We start from the raw sequence: 17,409 nt of genomic DNA on the forward strand, positions 1-17,409 counted from the left end.
GTACCGGTATACCGGGCATGACTCCAACCCGTGGGTCGGTATCCCCGGTAAGGCGGTGGATATCGGTGTGGCCGCCGATGGCACCGTCTGGCACGTCAACTCCGGTGGCGGGATCTATCGCTACACGGGAGACCAACCGAGCTGACCCCAGGCAGCAACTGCGAGAGGCCCCTGCCCGGGATGGCAGAGGCCTCTCGTGGCCGAGCACCAGCGCGGCCGGGCCGCTGCCGCGTTGCCCGACCTCGGCAGAGGGAGCAACTTGAAGGTGCTCTGCGAGGCGTAGAGGGCATGACCGAGGAGGGCGAGCAGTCACAGTGTTCCCACTCCGGCAACAGCTCCGAGTGCGCCCTCGCACACAGCCGACCGCTCGGAGCTCTCACTCTGCGGCATTGACGGCCCCTCCAGGTGTATTGATCAGGAGCGTCGAAGGGGGCCTCACACACTCCTGGCGAGCAGGAATACCCGCGCTTCGAAGCGAGCGGTTACCAACATTCGAGTGATCTCAATCGTGTTGATCATCACGCCGTGCTGACTGAACGTATGAGCTAGCGTTCGGAAAGTGATCAACACCGCACTCCCCTCTGACCAGGCCTCTTCAACCGCCGCCGCGCTGACGAGGGCGCTCTTCGGCGAGCGGATGGATGAGCTTCACGAGCCCTGGCGCAAGCTGTTCAGTACTGAGCCGTTCAGCTTCAGGGAAGGGCTGTCACCTGATGAACGTGCCGCACTGTCCTATAAACGTTTACGCCTGATCAACGAAGCGCTCGACAGACCCGAGGACTTCGTGGCCGATGTGGAACGACTCACGGCACTCCATGAATGGGTCGGCCCGGTGGACGCGGGTTTGGGAACAGTGGCGAGTATCCACTACAACCTCTTCCTCGGCAGCCTCCTCGAACACACGTCGGGCCCGAACCGCGATCTGCGGGAGTTCGTCGAGCTGCGGCGCGCAGGAACGTTTCTGTGCACGGAGGCCGGGCACGGCAACAGTGCCTCCCAACTGGAGACCACCGCCACGTACGACCGAACCGCGGGCGAGTTCGTGTTGAACACTCCCAGTGCGGCCGCCCGCAAGTTCATGCCGAACACCAGCTCCACCGGCGGGCCCAAAACCGCTGTCGTCGCCGCCCGACTCATCACGGACGGCAAGGACCAGGGCGTCTTCCTGTTCCTCACTCCGCTCAGCGACGAGACCGGGCGACCGATGCCAGGAGTCGAGATACGCAGGCTGCCCCAGACAGCCACCGCCCCTGTCGACCACTGCGTCACCTCCTTCGACCATGTCCGTCTGCCACACGAAGCGCTTCTGCAGTCCGACCACGGACGCCTCACGCCGGAAGGCGTCTTCACCAGTTCGATCGGCAGTCCCCGCAAGCGTTTCCTGCACTCCATCGGCCGCGTCACCGCCGGCAAGCTCTGCATGAGCGGCTACAGCCTCGGTGTCACGCGCCACGCGCTCGCTGTGGCCGTACGGCACGCCCACGTGAGGCAGACGTCCGGCGTGACAGCAGGCGGCAGTGTTCCGCTGTTCGCTCACCGCAGCCACCACGCTCCGCTCATCGACGCCATCGCCACCACCTACGCCGCGACTCTCCTGCACCGCGCCGCGGTACGGCAGTGGGCGCAGGCAACGGAGCCGGAGCGGGAGAACGGTGAGCGGTTCGCAGCCATAGCGAAGGGCTGGATCACCTGGCGGGCCCGTGCCGTCATGACCGAGTGCCGCGAACGCTGCGGTGCGCAGGGGCTTTTCCTGGCCAATGGGATCGCGGGCCAGCTGGCGGCCAACGAGGGAACCATCACAGCGGAGGGTGACAACCTCGTCATCTGGGTCAAGGCCGCCGGCGAAATGCTTCTTGGGCACTTCACTCCGAAGGAGCCCCATGATGCGCCGCCCGAGGCTCGCGACCTCGACGATCCGGTCTTCCTCCAAGACCTGTTGGCGGACATCGAACGCATCTGGCACCAGCGTGCACGTACGCGCCTGCGCAGCGCACCGGCCGGCAATCCCCTCAACCGATGGAACACCGCCGTCACACCGGCTCTGGAACTGGTCGACGCCTACGCGCACAGCCAGGCTGCCCAAGCTCTTCTGGACGCCGCCGACCAGGCTCCTCACCCCGAAGCGCGGCGCCAGCTGCGTTTGCTGCACCGCCTGTTCACCCTGCGCCGCATCGCGGCTCACAGTGGAGACCTGCTTGCGGAGGGGCACCTGACCAGCGCTCAGGTGAGGCAGCTCCCCGACGCGGCCGAGAGTGTCGTCGTAGACCTCGCACCCGAGGCCGTGACCCTCACGAACGGATTCGCCGTCGTGGAGGACGTTCTCCGTGACCATCCCATCAACCATCCTGATGCCTTCGACGGCATCGAAGGCAGCCTGCTGCCCGGGTGAGAGCTCAAAGTGAGATCTCCGCGCCGTGCGCTCGGCGGCGCCGTGCCGGGAAAGGGCGTGTCACCACAGGGGACACGGTCCTAGAGTGGCGCGGTGATGACCCAGATGATCGTGCTCAACGGCGGCTCCAGCTCCGGGAAGTCCGGGATCGCCCGGTGCCTGCAGGCGGTCCTGCCGGACCCCTGGCTGGCCTTCGGGGTCGACACACTGATCCAGGCGATGCCCGCGTCCATGAGTGCATCGGACGCGGGCATCGAGTTCGCTCCGGACGGTGAGGTGATCGTCGGCCCCGAGTTCCGTGCGTTGGAGACGGCGTGGATCGAGGGGGTCGCCACGATGGCCCGTGCCGGAGCCAGGGTCATCGTCGACGAGGTCTTCCTCGGCGGGGCGGCGTCGCAGCAGCGATGGCAGAAGGCGCTCGGTGGGGTGCAGGTGTTGTGGGTCGGCGTCCGGTGCGAGAGCGCGGTCGCCGCAGCCCGTGAGGTCGCGCGCGGCGACCGGGTCACGGGAATGGCGGCGTCGCAGGCGGATGTGGTCCACCGGGGCGTGATCTACGACCTGGAGGTGGACACGACGCGGAGCGAGTCCATGGAGTGCGCGCGGATCATCGCCGACCGCATCGAGTGATGCGGTGGGTTGCTGTGGTCGCTTCCGGCCACAGCACTACACGTCGCCGAGCTCCAGCTCACCGACGACCTGATCCCCGCTCATCTCCCCGGTCAGCCGGAAACCGAGCTTCAGATAGAACTTCTCGGGCCCGTGTGCCCCGGGAACCCAGGTCACGGTCGTACGCGTCTGCCCGCGCCGTCGTATCTCCTCGCACACCGCCTCCACGGCGAAGCGGCCGTAACCACGGCCCTGTTCATCGGCGGCGATGTTCAGGCGCCAGAGCCCGGAGCGGAGCCTGTCATCCGGCTCGTCCGGATCGAACCGGGCATCGAAGAAAGCCATGACGAAGCCCACGAGCCGCTCACCGTCGAAGATCAGCCGGGGCCAGGCGACCTCGGGTGCGGCATACGCCTGGGCCAGCGACCAGGCGACCGGCTTCACGAGCCCGTCCTGGTCGGGGCGTACTTTCAGCAGGCAGGCGGCCTCGACGTTGTCGGGCGTGACCTTTTCGAGGCGAAGTGATGAAGACATGTCTGCAACCTACAGAGCACGCTGAAAAACCACCGGGATCAACCGCCGACGCACGATGCAGGAGCGCCTTCGCCCCCGTTACGGCCATCGGGCCGTGACGGGGGCGTCTGAACAAACTCCCTTGCGGGAAGCGTCAGTTGGCGGGCGCCTGGTACAGGCCCCGGCCGGCGCGGTGCGCCCGGGAGGTGCCGACGAGTCGGTCGAGGGTGCTGCGTACGGTGTTGATGCTGTTGGGGGTGAGTTCACGCCCCAGGGCCTTCGTGACCTCGCGGGCACGGACAGGTGTGTCGCCGAAGGTGGACAGCACCTTCATGGCCATCTCGGTGAGGCTGCCGCTGTCGTCGACGGCAGGTGCGGCAGGGGCGGCAGGGGCTGCCTTCTTCGACGCCCTGGCCTTGGCGGGCTTGGCGTCCTTGGCAGGAGCGGTGGCCTTGGCGGGCTTGGCGTCCTTGGCGGGCGCGGTGGCCTTGGCAGGCGCGGCGGCCTTCGCGGGCTTGGCGGACTTGGTGGCGACGGCCTTCTTGGCCTGCCCGCGCTCGGTCTTCGGCTTGGCAGGAGCCTGCTTGCGGCCCTTGGGCGCAGAAGTCTTCCGGGCGGTGCGGCGCGCGGGGGCGGCCGCTGCCGGCTCCTGCGGGACCTCCGCCGGGACGACGGAGTCAACGGAATCCTGAGCCTGCTGCGGAATCCTGGGAGCGGCAACGCTCTCGGTCTCCGCCTCCGCCTTGACGTCCACGGCTTCTGCCTTGACGTCCTCCGCCTTGACCTCCTGCGCCTCCGTGGTCGAGGAGGAAAGCGGGGAAGTGGACAGCGAACGCAGGGCCGTCAGTGCGGTCCGCACCGATTCCAGGCGCTCGGTGACGGTCGCGAGCTCCTTTTCCAGGGTTTGCTGGTGCTGTTCCAGACGAGGAAGTTCCGCCTGCAACAAGGCAGTTGTGGCATCGATGGTGCCGAGCGTGTTGGTCTCGGAGGTCATGTTGTCGCCCTTCTCTCCCGGCCGACCGATGGTGACCGATATGTTGCAGCGTACGGTGCGTTGTGTTGTGGCCGGAAATCGACCTTCGGTGCGAACTGTCCCGAGGCACCTTCAACGCTGACTGCCAGTCTCCTGAAACTCCCTGCCGCGCGTCCGGGAGACGGTCTGATCGGCACTCATTTGGCCGCACATGCCTCACCGGAGCCGGCCCCCTCCAGCCCCCTTCTCCAACCCGCTTCCGCCCCCGGTCACCTGCCGTCAGCCGTGGCCGGCCACATCGCCGCCGCGCGAGGCGGCCTCAGCCATGCGAGCCGTGGTGCCGGCGCCGTCCAGTGCCTCGCGGATGATGTCCGCGTGCCCACTGTGGTGCGCGATCTCCCGGAAAACATGCAACAGTACGTGCCGGACGGTCCACGTGATCGGTTTCGGCGGCGACCAGGGGTACTGCGGGAGAGTCACGAGGCGGTCGAGGTCGGGCTCCTGCCGGACCGTGCGATCGAACTCCGCTGCCGCCGCATGGAAGGCATCGAGCAGGCCGGCCAGGGTCTCGCCCTCTGTCATCCGGGTGCCGTCGGGGTCGAGATCGGCCCGGTCGACCTTGCCCGGCGCGGTACCGTCGACCACCGCGAGCCATGTCCGTTGTACTTCGCCGAGATGCTTGAGCAGCCCGCCGAGCGTCAGCTCGCTGACGGTGGTGGCGACGCCGGCCTGCTCATCGCCGATGCCCGCGACGGTGTAGAGAAAGTTGGTGCGCTGATCAGCAACGAGCGCGAGCAGATCCTCGCGCTCACCGCCCTGTAAGTCGTTCGCGCTCGTCGTCCCCATGGGTCATGGCCCTCCTGGTCGGCTCGTGGGAGCCACACCAGGATGCCTTCCGCGCAGGCGGGCGGAGCGGAGACGGATGGGTACGGCTGGAACCGGGTCGGGCGGAGGGCGGCAGAGGCGAGGAGATCCATGCCGCCCTCCAAAGGTTCAGTTGCCCGAGCCGGAGTTCACAGCGTTGCGCCAGACAGTCAGGTCCAGCGTCATGTACGTACTGGGCGAGTCCTCGGGCGAGAAGCCCTGATGGTCACGAGGCCCATGTGCCCCGTGCCTGTGACGACGAGATCTGCCGCCCCTTCGAGAGCTTGCTCACGTAGATGCACTCGGTGAATCGGGTGTCCGCGCGGCAGGCGGCGAGCGATCCCTCCTGCCTCGGATCGAGCAGCATCAGATTCCCGTCCTCGCTCTCCGCGTCGAGGTATCCGCCGGTGTCGTAGGAGAGTTCGTACCCACCGTCCTCGCCCTCCTGAGGCCGGACATTGTCGTCCCCGAGCGTCAGGTGGTAGCCGGCGGTGAGGTTGATGCCCTTGTAGTCGACGGGCTTCGGCCCGGGTTTGACGCTGGGCTTCGGGCTGCTCTCCGGGCTCCCGCTGTTCTTCTCCTCGCTGCCCTGTGAAGAGCCGCCGCCTTGTGCGGAGTTGTCGCTCTGCGTCTGCTTCCCGTCGTCGCCCTTGAGTAGGAAGTACGCCGTGCCGCCACCGGCGATCCCGAAGATCAGCGCGGCGGCGATGGCGATGACCGCGCCCCGGTTGCCTTTACGCTTCGCGGGCTGGGGTGCCTGGGGCATGGGGCGGCCGGGGTACATCTGCGCGTGCGTCGGAACCTGGGTCGGGGCGTAGGCATGGGCCTGCGCTTGTGCCTGCGCCTGGGCCTGGGCGGGAGTGCCGTACGGCCCTTGGGGCTGCGCCGGGGTGGGCGGGCCGTACGGCCCGTGGGGCTGGGCGGCCTGAGTGGGCTGAGCGTGCTGGGCGTGTTGGCTCGTGGCGGGCGGGCCGTAACCCGGGGGTGGGGTGGCCGGGGCGACCGGCGTGGTGGGCGAGTAGGCCGCGGGCGGTGCGGAGGACGGGGGAGGCGGGGTCTGGACCGGGGCGGGGGCCGCCGCGCGTACGGTGATGTCGGCGGCGACCGAGCCCGGCAACCAGTCCTCGGGGCGACGCGTCAAAGGACGGCTCGTCGGCGCGCGTTCCGATGAGGGGCCCGGGGGAGACCCGATGACCGGCTCCGGTCGACTCAGCTCCGAACGTCCCCGAGTGTCCGCATCTCCTGGCCGGTGGGCGGCGTCTGTCGCGCACCGGTGCGGTCCAGTCCCAGCCGCAAGGCCATGGCAATCAGTGCGGCGACCGCGAACCCGGCTCCTGCCCAAGCGAGTTGACGGGCACCGTACTCGGCCAGGACCCAGCCCCCGACCGCGGTTCCGACGGTGATGCCGAGGTTCGAGAACGAGATGAAGAGGCTGTTGCCGAACTCGGGCGCGTCGACGGCGTCCCTCCCCAGCCAGCTCTGGCTCACGATGAGCCCGCCCGAGTGCACGGCCCCCCAGACCAGTACGGCCACAACCATCGGCGCGAACAGCGGGCCGACGGCGTACAGGAGCACGTAGACGAGCAGAATCAGCACGGGGTAGGCGACCACCGTACGAATCAGGTTGCGCCGCAACAGCCCACCGAAGACGAAATTCCCCAGGATCATGATGACGCCGAACGCCATCAGCATGGCGCTGACCCACGTGCCGTCCATGTGCGTGACCTGGCCGAGGTACTCGGCGAAGTAGCCGTAGACCGAGAACATCGCCGCGAAGACGAGGACGACCGACGTGATGGTCAGCCACATCCGGGACTGCTTGAGAACGCTCAACTGGGCACCGTAGGACACCCGTTGACCGACAGGCATCGACGGTACGAACCGCAGGATGCCGAGGAAGGCGATCAGGTTGACGAGCGCACCGAACCAGAACGCCGACGCCAGGGACACATGCTCCGCGAGGTACGAGGTCAGCGGCACGCCGAAGGCGAAGCCGACGGTGACACCGCCGAACACGGTCGCCGTGGCCCGGGTCGCGTCTCCGGCGGGCACCAGCCGCGCGGCGGTCGCGAGCGCGACCGCGAAGAACACGGGGTGGAAGAGGGCGGGAACGACGCGGAAGGCCAGCATCACCTCGTACTGCGTGGTGAGCGCGTAGACGGCGTTGGAGACGGCGAACACCGCGATTGCGGCGGCGAGCACCTTCTTACGGTCGATGCCGGAGGCGAGCAGTGTGGTGAACGGCCCGGACACGGCGATGACCAGGGCAAAGACGCCGACGAGCCACCCCGCGGCGGACGGAGTGACACCGAGCTCGGCCGAGACCTGGGGGAGTACGCCGACCATGCCCATCTCGGTGGTGATGATCCCGAACACGCCCAGGGCGAGCACCAGGACGGTGAGGGAGGTCTTTCTCATCGGGACCTTTCATTAAATCTAGAAAAGTAGATACATTGAGCTGTGGGAGAGGGCGTGCGCACGGAAATCGAGTGGGCTACAGGTGGGCTACAGCTCGTCGCGGACGTGCGCGGCGAACTCGGCGATCACCGTTTCGTTGCGTCGGTAGTACGTCCACTTGCCGATGCGTTCCGAGGTGAGCAGTCCCGCGTCCTTCAGGGTCTGCAGATAGCCGGACACCACCGACTGTGCCAGCCCGGCGCGCTTCCGGATGTCGCCGACGCACACACCGATGTGGAAGCCGAGCCCCTGCTGTCGGTAGGAGTCCTCGTCGAAGTACTTCGCCGGATCCTTGAGCCACTGCATGAACTGCAGGCGCGCGGGGTTGGCGAGCGCCTTGTGTACAGCCAGGGGATCCATCGGTCTGCCTCTCTGTCTGCCTCTCCCAGGACGCATCTAGCTTTCGCGATATGTAGGGACAAGTCAAATCGGGTGGCTTCCCCCCGCTCCCTTCGGGCGATGTTCTGAGCGGCAGGGAGTGGCGGAGTGGTCGGGTCGGCCCGGTCGAGGACCGCCGAGGATCAACGGGGCGTAGGCGGCACTGCCGGGCGACGTGTCCCTGGCCGGTGAGCGTGACGATCCGAGCGTTCGGCAGGGGGTTGCCGCCAGGTCGGCCAGGCGCTCGCGCAAGTGGGCGGGACTGAGGTCTCCCTCGACGAGGGGCGTCGGCATTCCGAGCGCTGCGAAGCGATCAATACCGACGCCGAGCGCCGCTCGAACCCGCTGGTCGGCGAACATCGCATCGACCGCGCCCGCGGGCGTGGGGACGATGTCGCGCATGTGGATCCGCATCGCCTCGACCGGGTCGCCCGCGTCGAGCGCCGCACGGGCGTGAACCCCCGACCGGTGGGGGTCTGCGCTGTGATGCACGGCCACCGCAGGATCTCCGGTTGTCCTCACAAGCCATCGGTGATCAACGCGGTGGCCGTCCTCATGCCCGCGCCACGCCCAACGTCGAATCCGAGTGACGTCGGACTGGCCGCATCAGCCAACGTTCGCCCTGGTGTTCCCCGTCCCTTGCGCCGTTCTGTGAGCCGGTAGGCTCGTGGCCGTTTCCGGGAGCTGGGGGAGAGCTCAGACGGCTTTGGTCAAGAGCCCGATCCCTCATGTATCCCGTTCAGGAAAGACGCTGGATCATTGGGCGCATCCCGCCTTACGGTGGCGCCATGAGCGATCACTCGGAAGTGCCTGTCGCGCCCGTCGAGGCCTATGAACCCCCCTACTACGTGGCTGTCTTCACTACGGTGCGAACCCAGGATCAGAGCGGCTACAGCGAGACCAACGCACGCATGGAAGACCTGGTGAAGGGCATCCCTGGGTTCCTGGGGATGGACCACGCGCAGACTCCCGGCGGGCTGGGCATCACCGTCGGGTACTTCCGCGACGCCGACGCCCTTACGGAGTGGCGGTGCAACGCCGAGCACCGCGCGGCGCAAAAGCGTGGGCAAGCCGAGTGGTACCAGAGCTATACGCTGCATGTGGCGAAAGTGGAGCGGAGCCGCGGGTTCATGCGAGCGTAGGTCCTGCAGAGCCCGACAGCAGGCTGACCAACCGAAGTCACCTCCTGGTCCGGTGAAGCGCCGTCCCGCCAGGCTGTCCGGGTGGCAGAACGAGTACGCGTCCGCGAGATCGATGACGACGAGGGCAAGCGCCTGCTGCGGATCATCCGCAGGGGCACCGGCTCGGTGGTGACCTGGCGGCGGGCCCAGAATTGCCTGATGCGGCACTAGGTGAGAGTAGACACCACGTACGCGGCGGCCTCGGCGAGGAGGGCCTGGTCGTACTCGGCGTCCTTGGTGGCCTTGCTGGACATGATCGCGATGACGAGTGGCGCGGCATTCGGGGGCCACACCACAGCTATGTCGTTGAGGGTGCCGTAGTCACCGGTCCCGGTCTTGTCCGCCACGTTCCATCCCCGCGGTACGCCGGCCCGGATACGTTGCGCGCCGGCAGCGGTGGCGTTGCGTTCCAGCAGGCGGCGGAGGAAGGCGCGCTTGTCCGTCGGCAGGGCGTCCCCCAGCAGGATCTTCCGGTAGTTGGTACCGAACGCCCGGGGCGAGGTGGTGTCGCGGGGATCTCCCGGGGTGGCTTGCGCGATCGTCGGCTCGATCCGGTCCATCCTGGTGACCGTGTCGCCGAGGCTGCGCACGTACGCCGTGAACCGGGCCGGCCCGCCGAGATCGCGGAGCAGGAGATTTCCGGCCGTTCCGTCGCTGTAGCGGACCGCGGCATCACACAGCTGTCGGATCGTCATTCCGGTGGCCACATGCCGCCTGGTGATGGCCGAGCTCTTCATCAGGTCGCCTTCGGTGTACCTGATGACCGTATCCAGGTGCGACAGCGGATTGCGGTGCAGGACCGCCGCCGCCGCCAGCCCCTTGAACGTCGAGCAGAACGCGAACCGTTCGTCCGCCCGGTGGGTGAGGGTGGCCCCGGTGCCGGTGGCGAGGGCATACACCCCTAAGCGGGCTTCGAACTTCCTTTCCAATTCGGCCAGTTGAGCGTGGCGAGTGCGCGCCGTGGCGGAGGGGGACGAGGGCGCGCCCGCTGACGGTCGCGTCGCTGTCCTCTTGCCCTCCGCGCATCCGGCCAACGGCAGGAGTGCCGCCACCCCTAGAAGAGTGCGGCGCGTGATGGCCGGCTGTCGTGACGTCATGGTCTTCCCTCCACTGGGGCGAGTTACGACTACGGCAAGCGGGCTCGAGTTCGCTTGCCGCAGATGGGGTGACCGCCTGGCAGTATTTCCCCTCCGGAAGCTCATTACCGGCAAACCGGTATCTACCTCGAGAGATGACCCAGGTCGGGCAGAAGGCAATCTGGCATCCGGCAGTACATGCTGTCCAAGACAGAAATGCGCAGACCCATGCTGATCCGGCATAGCTATAAGCTCCGGCCGTGGACATGGTCAGGGCCTGCGAGGCGTTCGTGGCGGTGAGTGGGCATGGCAGCTTCACCGTCGGTGCCGCTGCGGCAGGCATGCCGCAGTCGGTCGTCAGCCGGCGGATCGCCGCCCTGGAGGAGCACTTCGGCGCCAAGCTGTTCGACCGGTCGTCGCGAAACGTCACTCTGACCCCGTTCGGCCGGGACATGCTGTCCTCGGCCCGGCGGCTGGTCGAACTCGTCGAGGCGATGGAGCACGACGCCGAGTGCGCCAAGCGGCGCCGGTTCCGGCTGGCCGTACCGGCGGTCTCCGCCCCATGCCGGCTCGCCGGGCTCGTTGCCGAGGCGCGTCGGCACGACCTGAATCTCGCCCTGCACGCAGCCGGGCCGGGTGAACGCGCGGCGCTCGTCCGGACGTTGGAGGTCCGGGCGGCGATCGTGTCCGTACCCGCGGACGGAGCGCCATGGCGGATACCGTTGGGGCTGGCCGGCAGCGCCGAGCCGGCGGGGCAGGCGATATACGTGGAAAACCTGCGCGCGGGCCGGGCCGGACGTAACGCACGCCGACGACGCGTCTGGATCCAGCCGGAGGATGACGTGCCGCACGTACGCGACCGGGTGATCCGCTTACGGGACGGGGTCGGCCTCCAACCCGCCCAGGTCGTGGTCTCGGCCTCACTCGTCGACGCCGCGGCCGAGGTGCTCGGCTCGGCCGACCTGTTGCTCTGCTCCGCCGTCCAGGCCGACGAACTGGGGCTGTACTGGCGGCCGATCGGCGAGTTGGAGCTGGTACGCGGTTACGACGTCGAGGCCGGACTGCGCGAGGATGCCCAGCGCATCCGGACCCTCCCGCTCGCCACGATCGGACGCTGCCTCGGCATGTCGGACCACGGTAGCCGGAGCGGCGACGTGCCGGGCGACGGTGAGGCGTAGTGGTGGGGACGACCAAGGTCCTGCGCGATGCGCGGGAGGCCCTGCACGACGGCGGCCTGCGCGGCTCGTTCCTGGTGCGTGACCTCGACACCGGCGATGAACTCGCGATCGACGCCGAGGTGGAGTATCCGATCGCTTCCCTGGTCAAGGTGCCGCTCGCGATCGCCACACTGGAACGTGTCGGACGCGGCGAACTCGACCTGGCCGCAACGATCGTGGTGCAGCCCGGCCGCGTCACCGTGCCGGGACCGACCGGCCTGACCAAGTTCCGGCACCCGGCCACGGTCGCGCTCGAGGACCTGCTGTATCTCAGCACGGCGATCAGCGACGGCACCGCGGCCGACGCGCTGTTCGCCCTCACCCCGCCCGCCGCGGTCACCGCGGAGCTGCGGCGGCTCGGCTACGACGGCATCGTGGTACGCCACCTCATGGGGGACCTCACCCAGACGCCGGCCGAACGGTTCGCGCCGACCGAGGTGCACCTTGCCCACGCCCTCGCCATCGGCGCGGCGACAGCGGGACAGGGGCATCCCGTGGCCCAGCTCGACATCAGCCGCGCGAACGTCGGGTCGGCCCGGACCTTCGTCGACCTGCTGGACGGATTGTGGCGGCCGACGACGATCCAGCCCGCCACCGCGGCGCGGGTCCGCGAGCTGATGACGAACAACGTGATCCGGCAGCGACTGGCTCCCGACTTCAGCTCCGACGCGTCCCGGTGGTCGTCGAAGACCGGTACGTTGCTCAACCTCCGACACGAGGTCGGGGTCGTCGAGCACGCCGACGGGCAGGCGTTCGCCGTCGCCGCCCTCACCGAATCCCGCGTACCGGCCGTGCTGCAGCCCGAGACGGAAGCACTGATGGCGCAGGTCGCCCGGACGCTCCGCGACCAGTTGCGGATGGCATGAACGGATGGACGCTCCCACCACTCCTGACGGCTCAATGGGTCTTCGCCCGATGATCCGTCAGGTACGCCATCACCGCCCGGTTGGCCTCCCAGCCGTCGGGGAACTCGACCGGGACGTTCAGGTGGACCGGCTCGGTCGACTGGCTCGTCTGATGGTGAGAAGCCCTGTTCGCGTGGGGCTGCCCGCGCCACGGTCATGGGAACACGCTCGGAGCCTACGTTCTCAATCGTTATGCGGGACTAACTGGGCAAGCGGTGCGCTGTGTGACACAAGTGGTCAGAGGTGCATTGACGGGCGCACGCGGTCGCAGGAGGCTGAGCGGACCCCCCACGCAAACCCCCCACGGTAGCCCCCTTTCTCCTTCACCGTTGGATTGCCCATGCGCCCACTCGTTTCCGCAGGCACGCTCACGGCCGCCGTCACCGCGGCCCTGCTGCTCGCACCCACGGCATACGCCACCGCCCCCGGCGACAACGGCACCGTGAAGATCCACGACGCCGCGACCGGTGAAGAGCTCCGTAAGAACGAGCCTCACGTGTGCACCTTCTATCTCGATGCCTTCGGTTTCGACGCCGACCAGAAGGTCGACTGGCGCATCGAAGCCTGGCCCCCGACCGCCGAGGTCAAGGGCGAAACCGTGAAATCCGGTTCGCTGACGCTCGACGACAAGGGGCATCGCCGTTCGCAGGACCAGTCCCTGCCCGACGGCCACTACAAGCTGTTCTGGAACTTCGACGGCGAGCACGGCCGGGCCAAGCACAAGGTCTTCTGGGTCGACTGCGACGGCAAGGGGCAGCCGGGTGGTGGCAAGCCCGGCAAGCCCGATGAGCCCGGCAAGCCCGGTAAGCCGTCGACGCCTGCCACCCCGTCGACGCCTGCCACCCCGTCGACGCCTGCCACCCCGTCGGCGCCCGGCACTTCGTCCGGCCCGGCGCGGCCGACCGCGGAGCCCACGTCGTCCGCCCCCGAGGGCACCAAGCCGACGTCCTCGACCTCCTCCCCCTCGTCCCCCTCGTCGTCACCCTCCGCACAGAGCGGCGGGGACCTCGCCGAGACCGGTAACGGCGCGCCCGTCGGCCTGCTGTCCGCAGCGGCTGCCGCGCTCGTTGCGGCCGGTGGCTACCTGGTGTTCCGCCGTCGCAAGGCGCAGCAGCAGCACTGACGCACACCGGTGCCCCCGTGCTTCGCAGTACGAGCACGGGGGCACAGTCATGCGCGGTCTCAGCCGGACGCGCGCAGACCAACTGCCGGGAGCCCCGAGGCACTCGGTGATACTCCGTGACCGTGCCGGGGCAGTGAGCAGGAGTGAGTCCTGTCTCACCGGCACGCCCCGAACGGTGTTGGGCGCACTGGTCCTCCGCTTTCACGACCTGGGCGGCGACGCATATCACGTATGCGGTCCGTCCCAGGTGGGCGGAATCCCTACGACCTGGCCATGTGGGTGTGGCCAAAGGCGACGGGGAGGCCCCGAACCATCACTCTGGTGATACGGGGCCCCGACTGCTGACACCACACCCGGCGTCCCAGATCGCGTTACACACGTTACGCACACCTAGATGATTGATTCCAAGTGGTCAGTGGTCAGTGGTCATAGGCGGTCAGTGAGCGCAGGACGGGCTGTCCCATGTAGTCGTTGTGCCAGATCGCTGCGGTCAGCGCGAGGATGCGCTGCATGACGCGGGCGATGACCCCGCCGGGCGTGCGTCCTCGATGTTGTTCGAGATCGAGCTGTCCCTTGAAGGTCTCGTTGACTGACTCGATGACCTGCCGCAACGGCTTGAACAGGGGTGCGCCGGGCCGTTCCGGCTCGCCCTTGCGGGCCGGCCGCAGTAGTCGGATGTCCTGCTCAGCCAGTTGATATTCGAAGTCACGGCCGAAGTAGTTCTTGTCGCAGATCAGCGTCTGGCCGGGTCGGCTGGCGAGGAGGGCCGGTTCGGCGGCGAGCAGGGCCAGCAGGGTCTCGCGCTCGTCGGCCTTGGCTCCGGGCAGGGCGAAGATGACGGGCAGGCCCTGGAGGGTGCACACCAGGTGCAGCCGAAGACCCCAGAAGAAGCGGCTGTGGCTGGCGCAGTACCCGTACTCGGTCCATCCGGCCAGGTCGGAGCGTTTGACAGTCTCGCGTGAGCGGCCACACTCCACCGGCGTGGAGTCCACGATCCACACGTCGTCGCTCCACACGGTGGTCTCGGTGGCCAGGAGCCGGGTGACCCGGCGGAGTAGCTCGGCCGCCTTGCGCAGGCGCTTGTTGTAGCCGGGCTGCTTCGGCCGGTACGGGAAGAGATGCCGCAGGTGGGAGCGGGCATGGCGGAGTCACCGGGCCTCGGAGGTGAAGCCGGGCATGGCCTGCATCATCGCGAGCGTGACCAGCTCGGCGTCGGTGAGCTTCGGGGCGATACCCACCGCCGGCCGCCACGGAGCAAGCTGCGGCGAACCTTTCAGCAGGTCGTCGGCCTCCGCATGGAGTGCGGTTGCGAGGGAGCCCAAGTCTGGTGCCATAACTTGACTTTGGGTTCCCTTGTCTCATCAGCTGCGGGTTCCCGCTTCTCGTGGCTGGCGCCGGGTGGACCGCGCCCGGTTGCCGCAGCCGAGGGAACACCATGCCTGGTCACGGCGCCTGGCCAGGAAGAACATGCCGCAACTGGGGGCGGGGCAGCGCCGCACCCGCTGACGGTCCGGACCCGCGGCCAGGACGAGCGTCTCGCGGGCGACGACGGCGTCGGCGCCGCCACCCTGTTCCTGCTGTGCGAGCAGACCGTCGCCGGTCATCCGGAAGACGACGGGGGCGGACGAGGCGAGTTCGTTCAGGCGGGTCCGCAGGCTGTCGGTGAGCGGCCGCTGTCCGGCTGTCGCGTCCAGCGCGTCGCGGACCAACCCACGCAGCCGCTCCAGCTCCTCCAAGGAGAGGGCGGCCAATCTGCGGTCGGCGGCGCGGGCGCGCCATCGCCTGGTGAGTTCCCGATCGGCGAAGAAGTCGATGTCGCCTCGCCCCGGGCCTGCGCCGACGACGACGGTGTTGGCCAGGTCGAGGACCGGGTCCTCGCCGATCCACGGCATTTCCTGCAGGTCCCGGATGGTCATGCCCCTCAATCTACTGGATTCAGGTCAGCGAACCCGTGATAACTTCAACTCACGGATTTGATCCACCAACTCCGTGAGTCACGTGATCGACGAAGGGTGATGCCATGAGTACGACCATCGAGTACGTCAGGTTCGACACCGACGACCCCGCCGCTCTCACCGCCCACCGGGAGCAGCTCGTCGAACTACTCAAGGAGCATTACGGCGACGGCTTTCAGGGCGCCCACCTCGCCCAGTTCGACGACGGCACCGTCCTGGACTTCATCATCTGGTCGTCCGCCGCCGTCGCCGAGCGCGCGGCCAAGGAAATGCCGACCGACCCCCGGGCACAGGGCTTCTTCAGCCGAATCGGCACCGTGCACGAGATGCGGCACGCTCAGGTGCTGCACACCGCATAGAGCCCGAGATCAAGGAGAATGACGCTGTGCCCTCGGCAGACGAACTACTCAGCGCGGACACCGTCGCCAAGCTCGCCCGATGCCTCACGCGAGCCGGTGACGGGATCACGGCGCATGAGACCCGGGGGTGCAGCGCCGCCCTGGACGGGCTGAGCTTCACCGAGCGTGTCGCCCTGATCAGAAATGCCGTCCTGGCTGATCTTCCGGCGGACTACCCGGCCTTCGCGAACGTGTTGCGCGCCGCACTGCGGGACAGCGATTTCACCGGATGGATGGTCTTCCCTGTCACCGAGGCCGTCGCCGTACGGGGCCGGGACGCCTTCGAACCGGCGCTCGCCCTGCTTGCAGAACTCACCCCGCGCCTGACCGCGGAGATCGCCGTCCGGCCCTTCCTCCGTGCCGACCTGGAACGCGCGCTCCGGGTCATGACGCCGTGGACCGCGCATCCCGACCTCCACGTCCGCCGACTGGCCAGTGAGGGCACGCGGCCAAGACTGCCCTGGGCGCCCCAGCTTCCGGAGCTGATCGCGGATCCGACACCCACACTGCCCCTGCTCGACGCGCTGTACCGGGATGACTCCGAATACGTCCGCAGATCAGTGGCCAACCACCTCAACGACATCAGCCGTGACCACCCCGACATCGCCACTGGTGTCGCGGCGCGCTGGCTGAGCGAGCCGGCACCGACGACGACCCGGTTGGTACGGCACGGCCTGCGGACCCTGATCAAGTCCGGCCACACCGGAGCCCTTACGCTGCTCGGCCACTCCCCGGACAGTCCCGTCGCTGTCGAGGGCCCGCACGTCCACGCCTCAGAGATCCGGGTCGGCGACTATCTGCTGTTCGACTACTCGGTGACCAACGCCCACCATCAGACCGCTCACCTCGTCATCGACTACGTCGTCCACCACGTGAAAGCCAACGGCAGCCGCACTCCCAAGGTCTTCAAACTCGCCACGCGGTCCCTGGCTCCCGGCGAGACGTGGCGCGCGACACGCAGACACTCCTTCAAGCCGATCAGCACACGGCGCTACCACCCGGGTGTCCATCTGGTGCAGCTCCAGGTAAACGGCCGATCCCACGGGGAAGCCTCGTTCACGCTGCTCTGCTGAGGGCAACCGCCTCGCATCCCGCTTCGGTGACGTATCCGCCATCGCGCCGCCACCCCCATGGGGCTTCCGCCGCCAGAAACGGGAACCTGCATCCGCGCGGCTATCTCTTGGAATCAATCATCTAGTCAGGCGCACCCACAGACCAGGAACACCGTTCACTCAATCGTGTCCATGTTCGCCAAAACAAGTTACTGGACCAGCAGTTGTGAACCCCCGCTGCAGCGCCTTCTCCGGGGAGTGGTGTGAAGTCCCATTCGCATGGCGGGAGATGAAAACAATGCGGTACGGTGACCAGGCCATC

General features: G+C 68.0%; 17 protein-coding genes and 2 pseudogenes. 10 read left to right on the plus strand and 9 right to left on the minus strand.

From position 1 onward, the window contains the following. The 3 genes from IEZ15_RS46975 to cpt all read left to right on the plus strand — a co-directional run. Window positions 1–145: tectonin domain-containing protein (locus tag IEZ15_RS46975; RefSeq protein WP_373302501.1), on the plus strand; the 145-nt coding region annotated here is incomplete at its 5' end. A 492-nt stretch (window positions 146–637) separates the two neighbouring features. Continuing rightward, window positions 638–2,389, plus strand: a complete 1,752-nt coding sequence (locus IEZ15_RS03000; protein WP_189274657.1) for an acyl-CoA dehydrogenase family protein — start codon at window positions 638–640, stop codon at window positions 2,387–2,389. A gap of 105 nt (window positions 2,390–2,494) precedes the next feature. Next, window positions 2,495–3,016 (plus strand): chloramphenicol phosphotransferase CPT, encoded by a 522-nt coding sequence (gene cpt / locus IEZ15_RS03005; protein WP_114249038.1) that lies wholly within the window; start codon window positions 2,495–2,497, stop codon window positions 3,014–3,016. A gap of 36 nt (window positions 3,017–3,052) precedes the next feature. On the opposite strand, the gene IEZ15_RS03010 is transcribed toward cpt, so the two are convergent. The 6 genes from IEZ15_RS03010 to IEZ15_RS03035 form a co-directional block, all read right to left on the minus strand. Further along, window positions 3,053–3,529, minus strand: a complete 477-nt coding sequence (locus IEZ15_RS03010; protein ID WP_189273996.1) for a GNAT family N-acetyltransferase — start codon at window positions 3,527–3,529, stop codon at window positions 3,053–3,055. Between the two features lie 133 nt (window positions 3,530–3,662). Continuing rightward, window positions 3,663–4,502 carry a hypothetical protein gene (locus IEZ15_RS03015; protein ID WP_189273998.1) on the minus strand — a complete coding sequence of 280 codons (840 nt, stop codon included), beginning with the start codon at window positions 4,500–4,502 and terminating at the stop codon, window positions 3,663–3,665. Window positions 4,503–4,760: 258 nt separating this feature from the next. Beyond that, complete coding sequence (locus IEZ15_RS03020; protein WP_189274000.1) at window positions 4,761–5,327, minus strand: DinB family protein; 567 nt, start codon at window positions 5,325–5,327, stop codon at window positions 4,761–4,763. Between the two features lie 244 nt (window positions 5,328–5,571). After that, the gene (locus tag IEZ15_RS03025; protein WP_189274002.1) at window positions 5,572–6,486 is read right to left on the minus strand and encodes a hypothetical protein; all 915 of its coding nucleotides are present in this window, start codon (window positions 6,484–6,486) and stop codon (window positions 5,572–5,574) included. Window positions 6,487–6,554: 68 nt separating this feature from the next. Further along, window positions 6,555–7,763 carry an MFS transporter gene (locus tag IEZ15_RS03030; RefSeq protein WP_189274004.1) on the minus strand — a complete coding sequence of 403 codons (1,209 nt, stop codon included), beginning with the start codon at window positions 7,761–7,763 and terminating at the stop codon, window positions 6,555–6,557. An 87-nt stretch (window positions 7,764–7,850) separates the two neighbouring features. Further along, a complete protein-coding gene (locus IEZ15_RS03035; RefSeq protein WP_189274006.1) occupies window positions 7,851–8,162 on the minus strand; it encodes an ArsR/SmtB family transcription factor in 312 nt (103 codons plus the stop codon). Between the two features lie 806 nt (window positions 8,163–8,968). Here IEZ15_RS03035 and IEZ15_RS03040 point away from each other — a divergent pair. Then, complete coding sequence (locus IEZ15_RS03040) at window positions 8,969–9,322, plus strand: antibiotic biosynthesis monooxygenase family protein (RefSeq protein ID WP_189274008.1); 354 nt, start codon at window positions 8,969–8,971, stop codon at window positions 9,320–9,322. 81 nt (window positions 9,323–9,403) lie between these two features. Continuing rightward, a pseudogene (locus IEZ15_RS46345) lies at window positions 9,404–9,523 on the plus strand (IS630 family transposase); the annotation flags it as partial. Window positions 9,524–9,528: 5 nt separating this feature from the next. Here IEZ15_RS46345 and bla read toward each other — a convergent pair. Then, window positions 9,529–10,458 carry a class A beta-lactamase gene (bla, locus tag IEZ15_RS03050; RefSeq protein WP_189274010.1) on the minus strand — a complete coding sequence of 310 codons (930 nt, stop codon included), beginning with the start codon at window positions 10,456–10,458 and terminating at the stop codon, window positions 9,529–9,531. 245 nt (window positions 10,459–10,703) lie between these two features. Here bla and IEZ15_RS03055 point away from each other — a divergent pair, with 245 nt between their 5' ends. From IEZ15_RS03055 to IEZ15_RS03065, 3 genes are all read left to right on the plus strand, one after another. Beyond that, window positions 10,704–11,615, plus strand: coding sequence for a LysR family transcriptional regulator (locus tag IEZ15_RS03055; protein WP_308427384.1), 912 nt, complete (start codon window positions 10,704–10,706; stop codon window positions 11,613–11,615). 2 nt (window positions 11,616–11,617) lie between these two features. Next, window positions 11,618–12,520: a serine hydrolase gene (locus IEZ15_RS03060; RefSeq protein WP_189274016.1), complete on the plus strand. Its 903-nt coding sequence runs from the start codon at window positions 11,618–11,620 to the stop codon at window positions 12,518–12,520. Between the two features lie 379 nt (window positions 12,521–12,899). Next, window positions 12,900–13,682 (plus strand): LPXTG cell wall anchor domain-containing protein, encoded by a 783-nt coding sequence (locus IEZ15_RS03065; RefSeq protein WP_189274018.1) that lies wholly within the window; start codon window positions 12,900–12,902, stop codon window positions 13,680–13,682. Between the two features lie 419 nt (window positions 13,683–14,101). Here IEZ15_RS03065 and IEZ15_RS03070 read toward each other — a convergent pair. Beyond that, window positions 14,102–15,016 (minus strand): annotated as a pseudogene (locus IEZ15_RS03070) (IS982 family transposase). Window positions 15,017–15,043: 27 nt separating this feature from the next. Further along, a complete protein-coding gene (locus IEZ15_RS03075) occupies window positions 15,044–15,598 on the minus strand; it encodes an ABATE domain-containing protein (RefSeq protein WP_189274020.1) in 555 nt (184 codons plus the stop codon). A gap of 104 nt (window positions 15,599–15,702) precedes the next feature. Between IEZ15_RS03075 and IEZ15_RS03080 the strand changes: the two genes are divergently transcribed. Both IEZ15_RS03080 and IEZ15_RS03085 read left to right on the plus strand, forming a co-directional pair. Beyond that, a complete protein-coding gene (locus IEZ15_RS03080) occupies window positions 15,703–15,996 on the plus strand; it encodes a hypothetical protein (RefSeq protein WP_189274022.1) in 294 nt (97 codons plus the stop codon). Window positions 15,997–16,022: 26 nt separating this feature from the next. Further along, on the plus strand, window positions 16,023–17,108 hold the full coding sequence (locus IEZ15_RS03085; protein ID WP_189274024.1) for a DNA alkylation repair protein: 1,086 nt from the start codon (window positions 16,023–16,025) through the stop codon (window positions 17,106–17,108). The last annotated feature ends 301 nt before the right edge of the window (window positions 17,109–17,409 follow it).

This window comes from Streptomyces atratus (assembly GCF_014648655.1).
GTDB lineage: Bacteria > Actinomycetota > Actinomycetes > Streptomycetales > Streptomycetaceae > Streptomyces > Streptomyces atratus.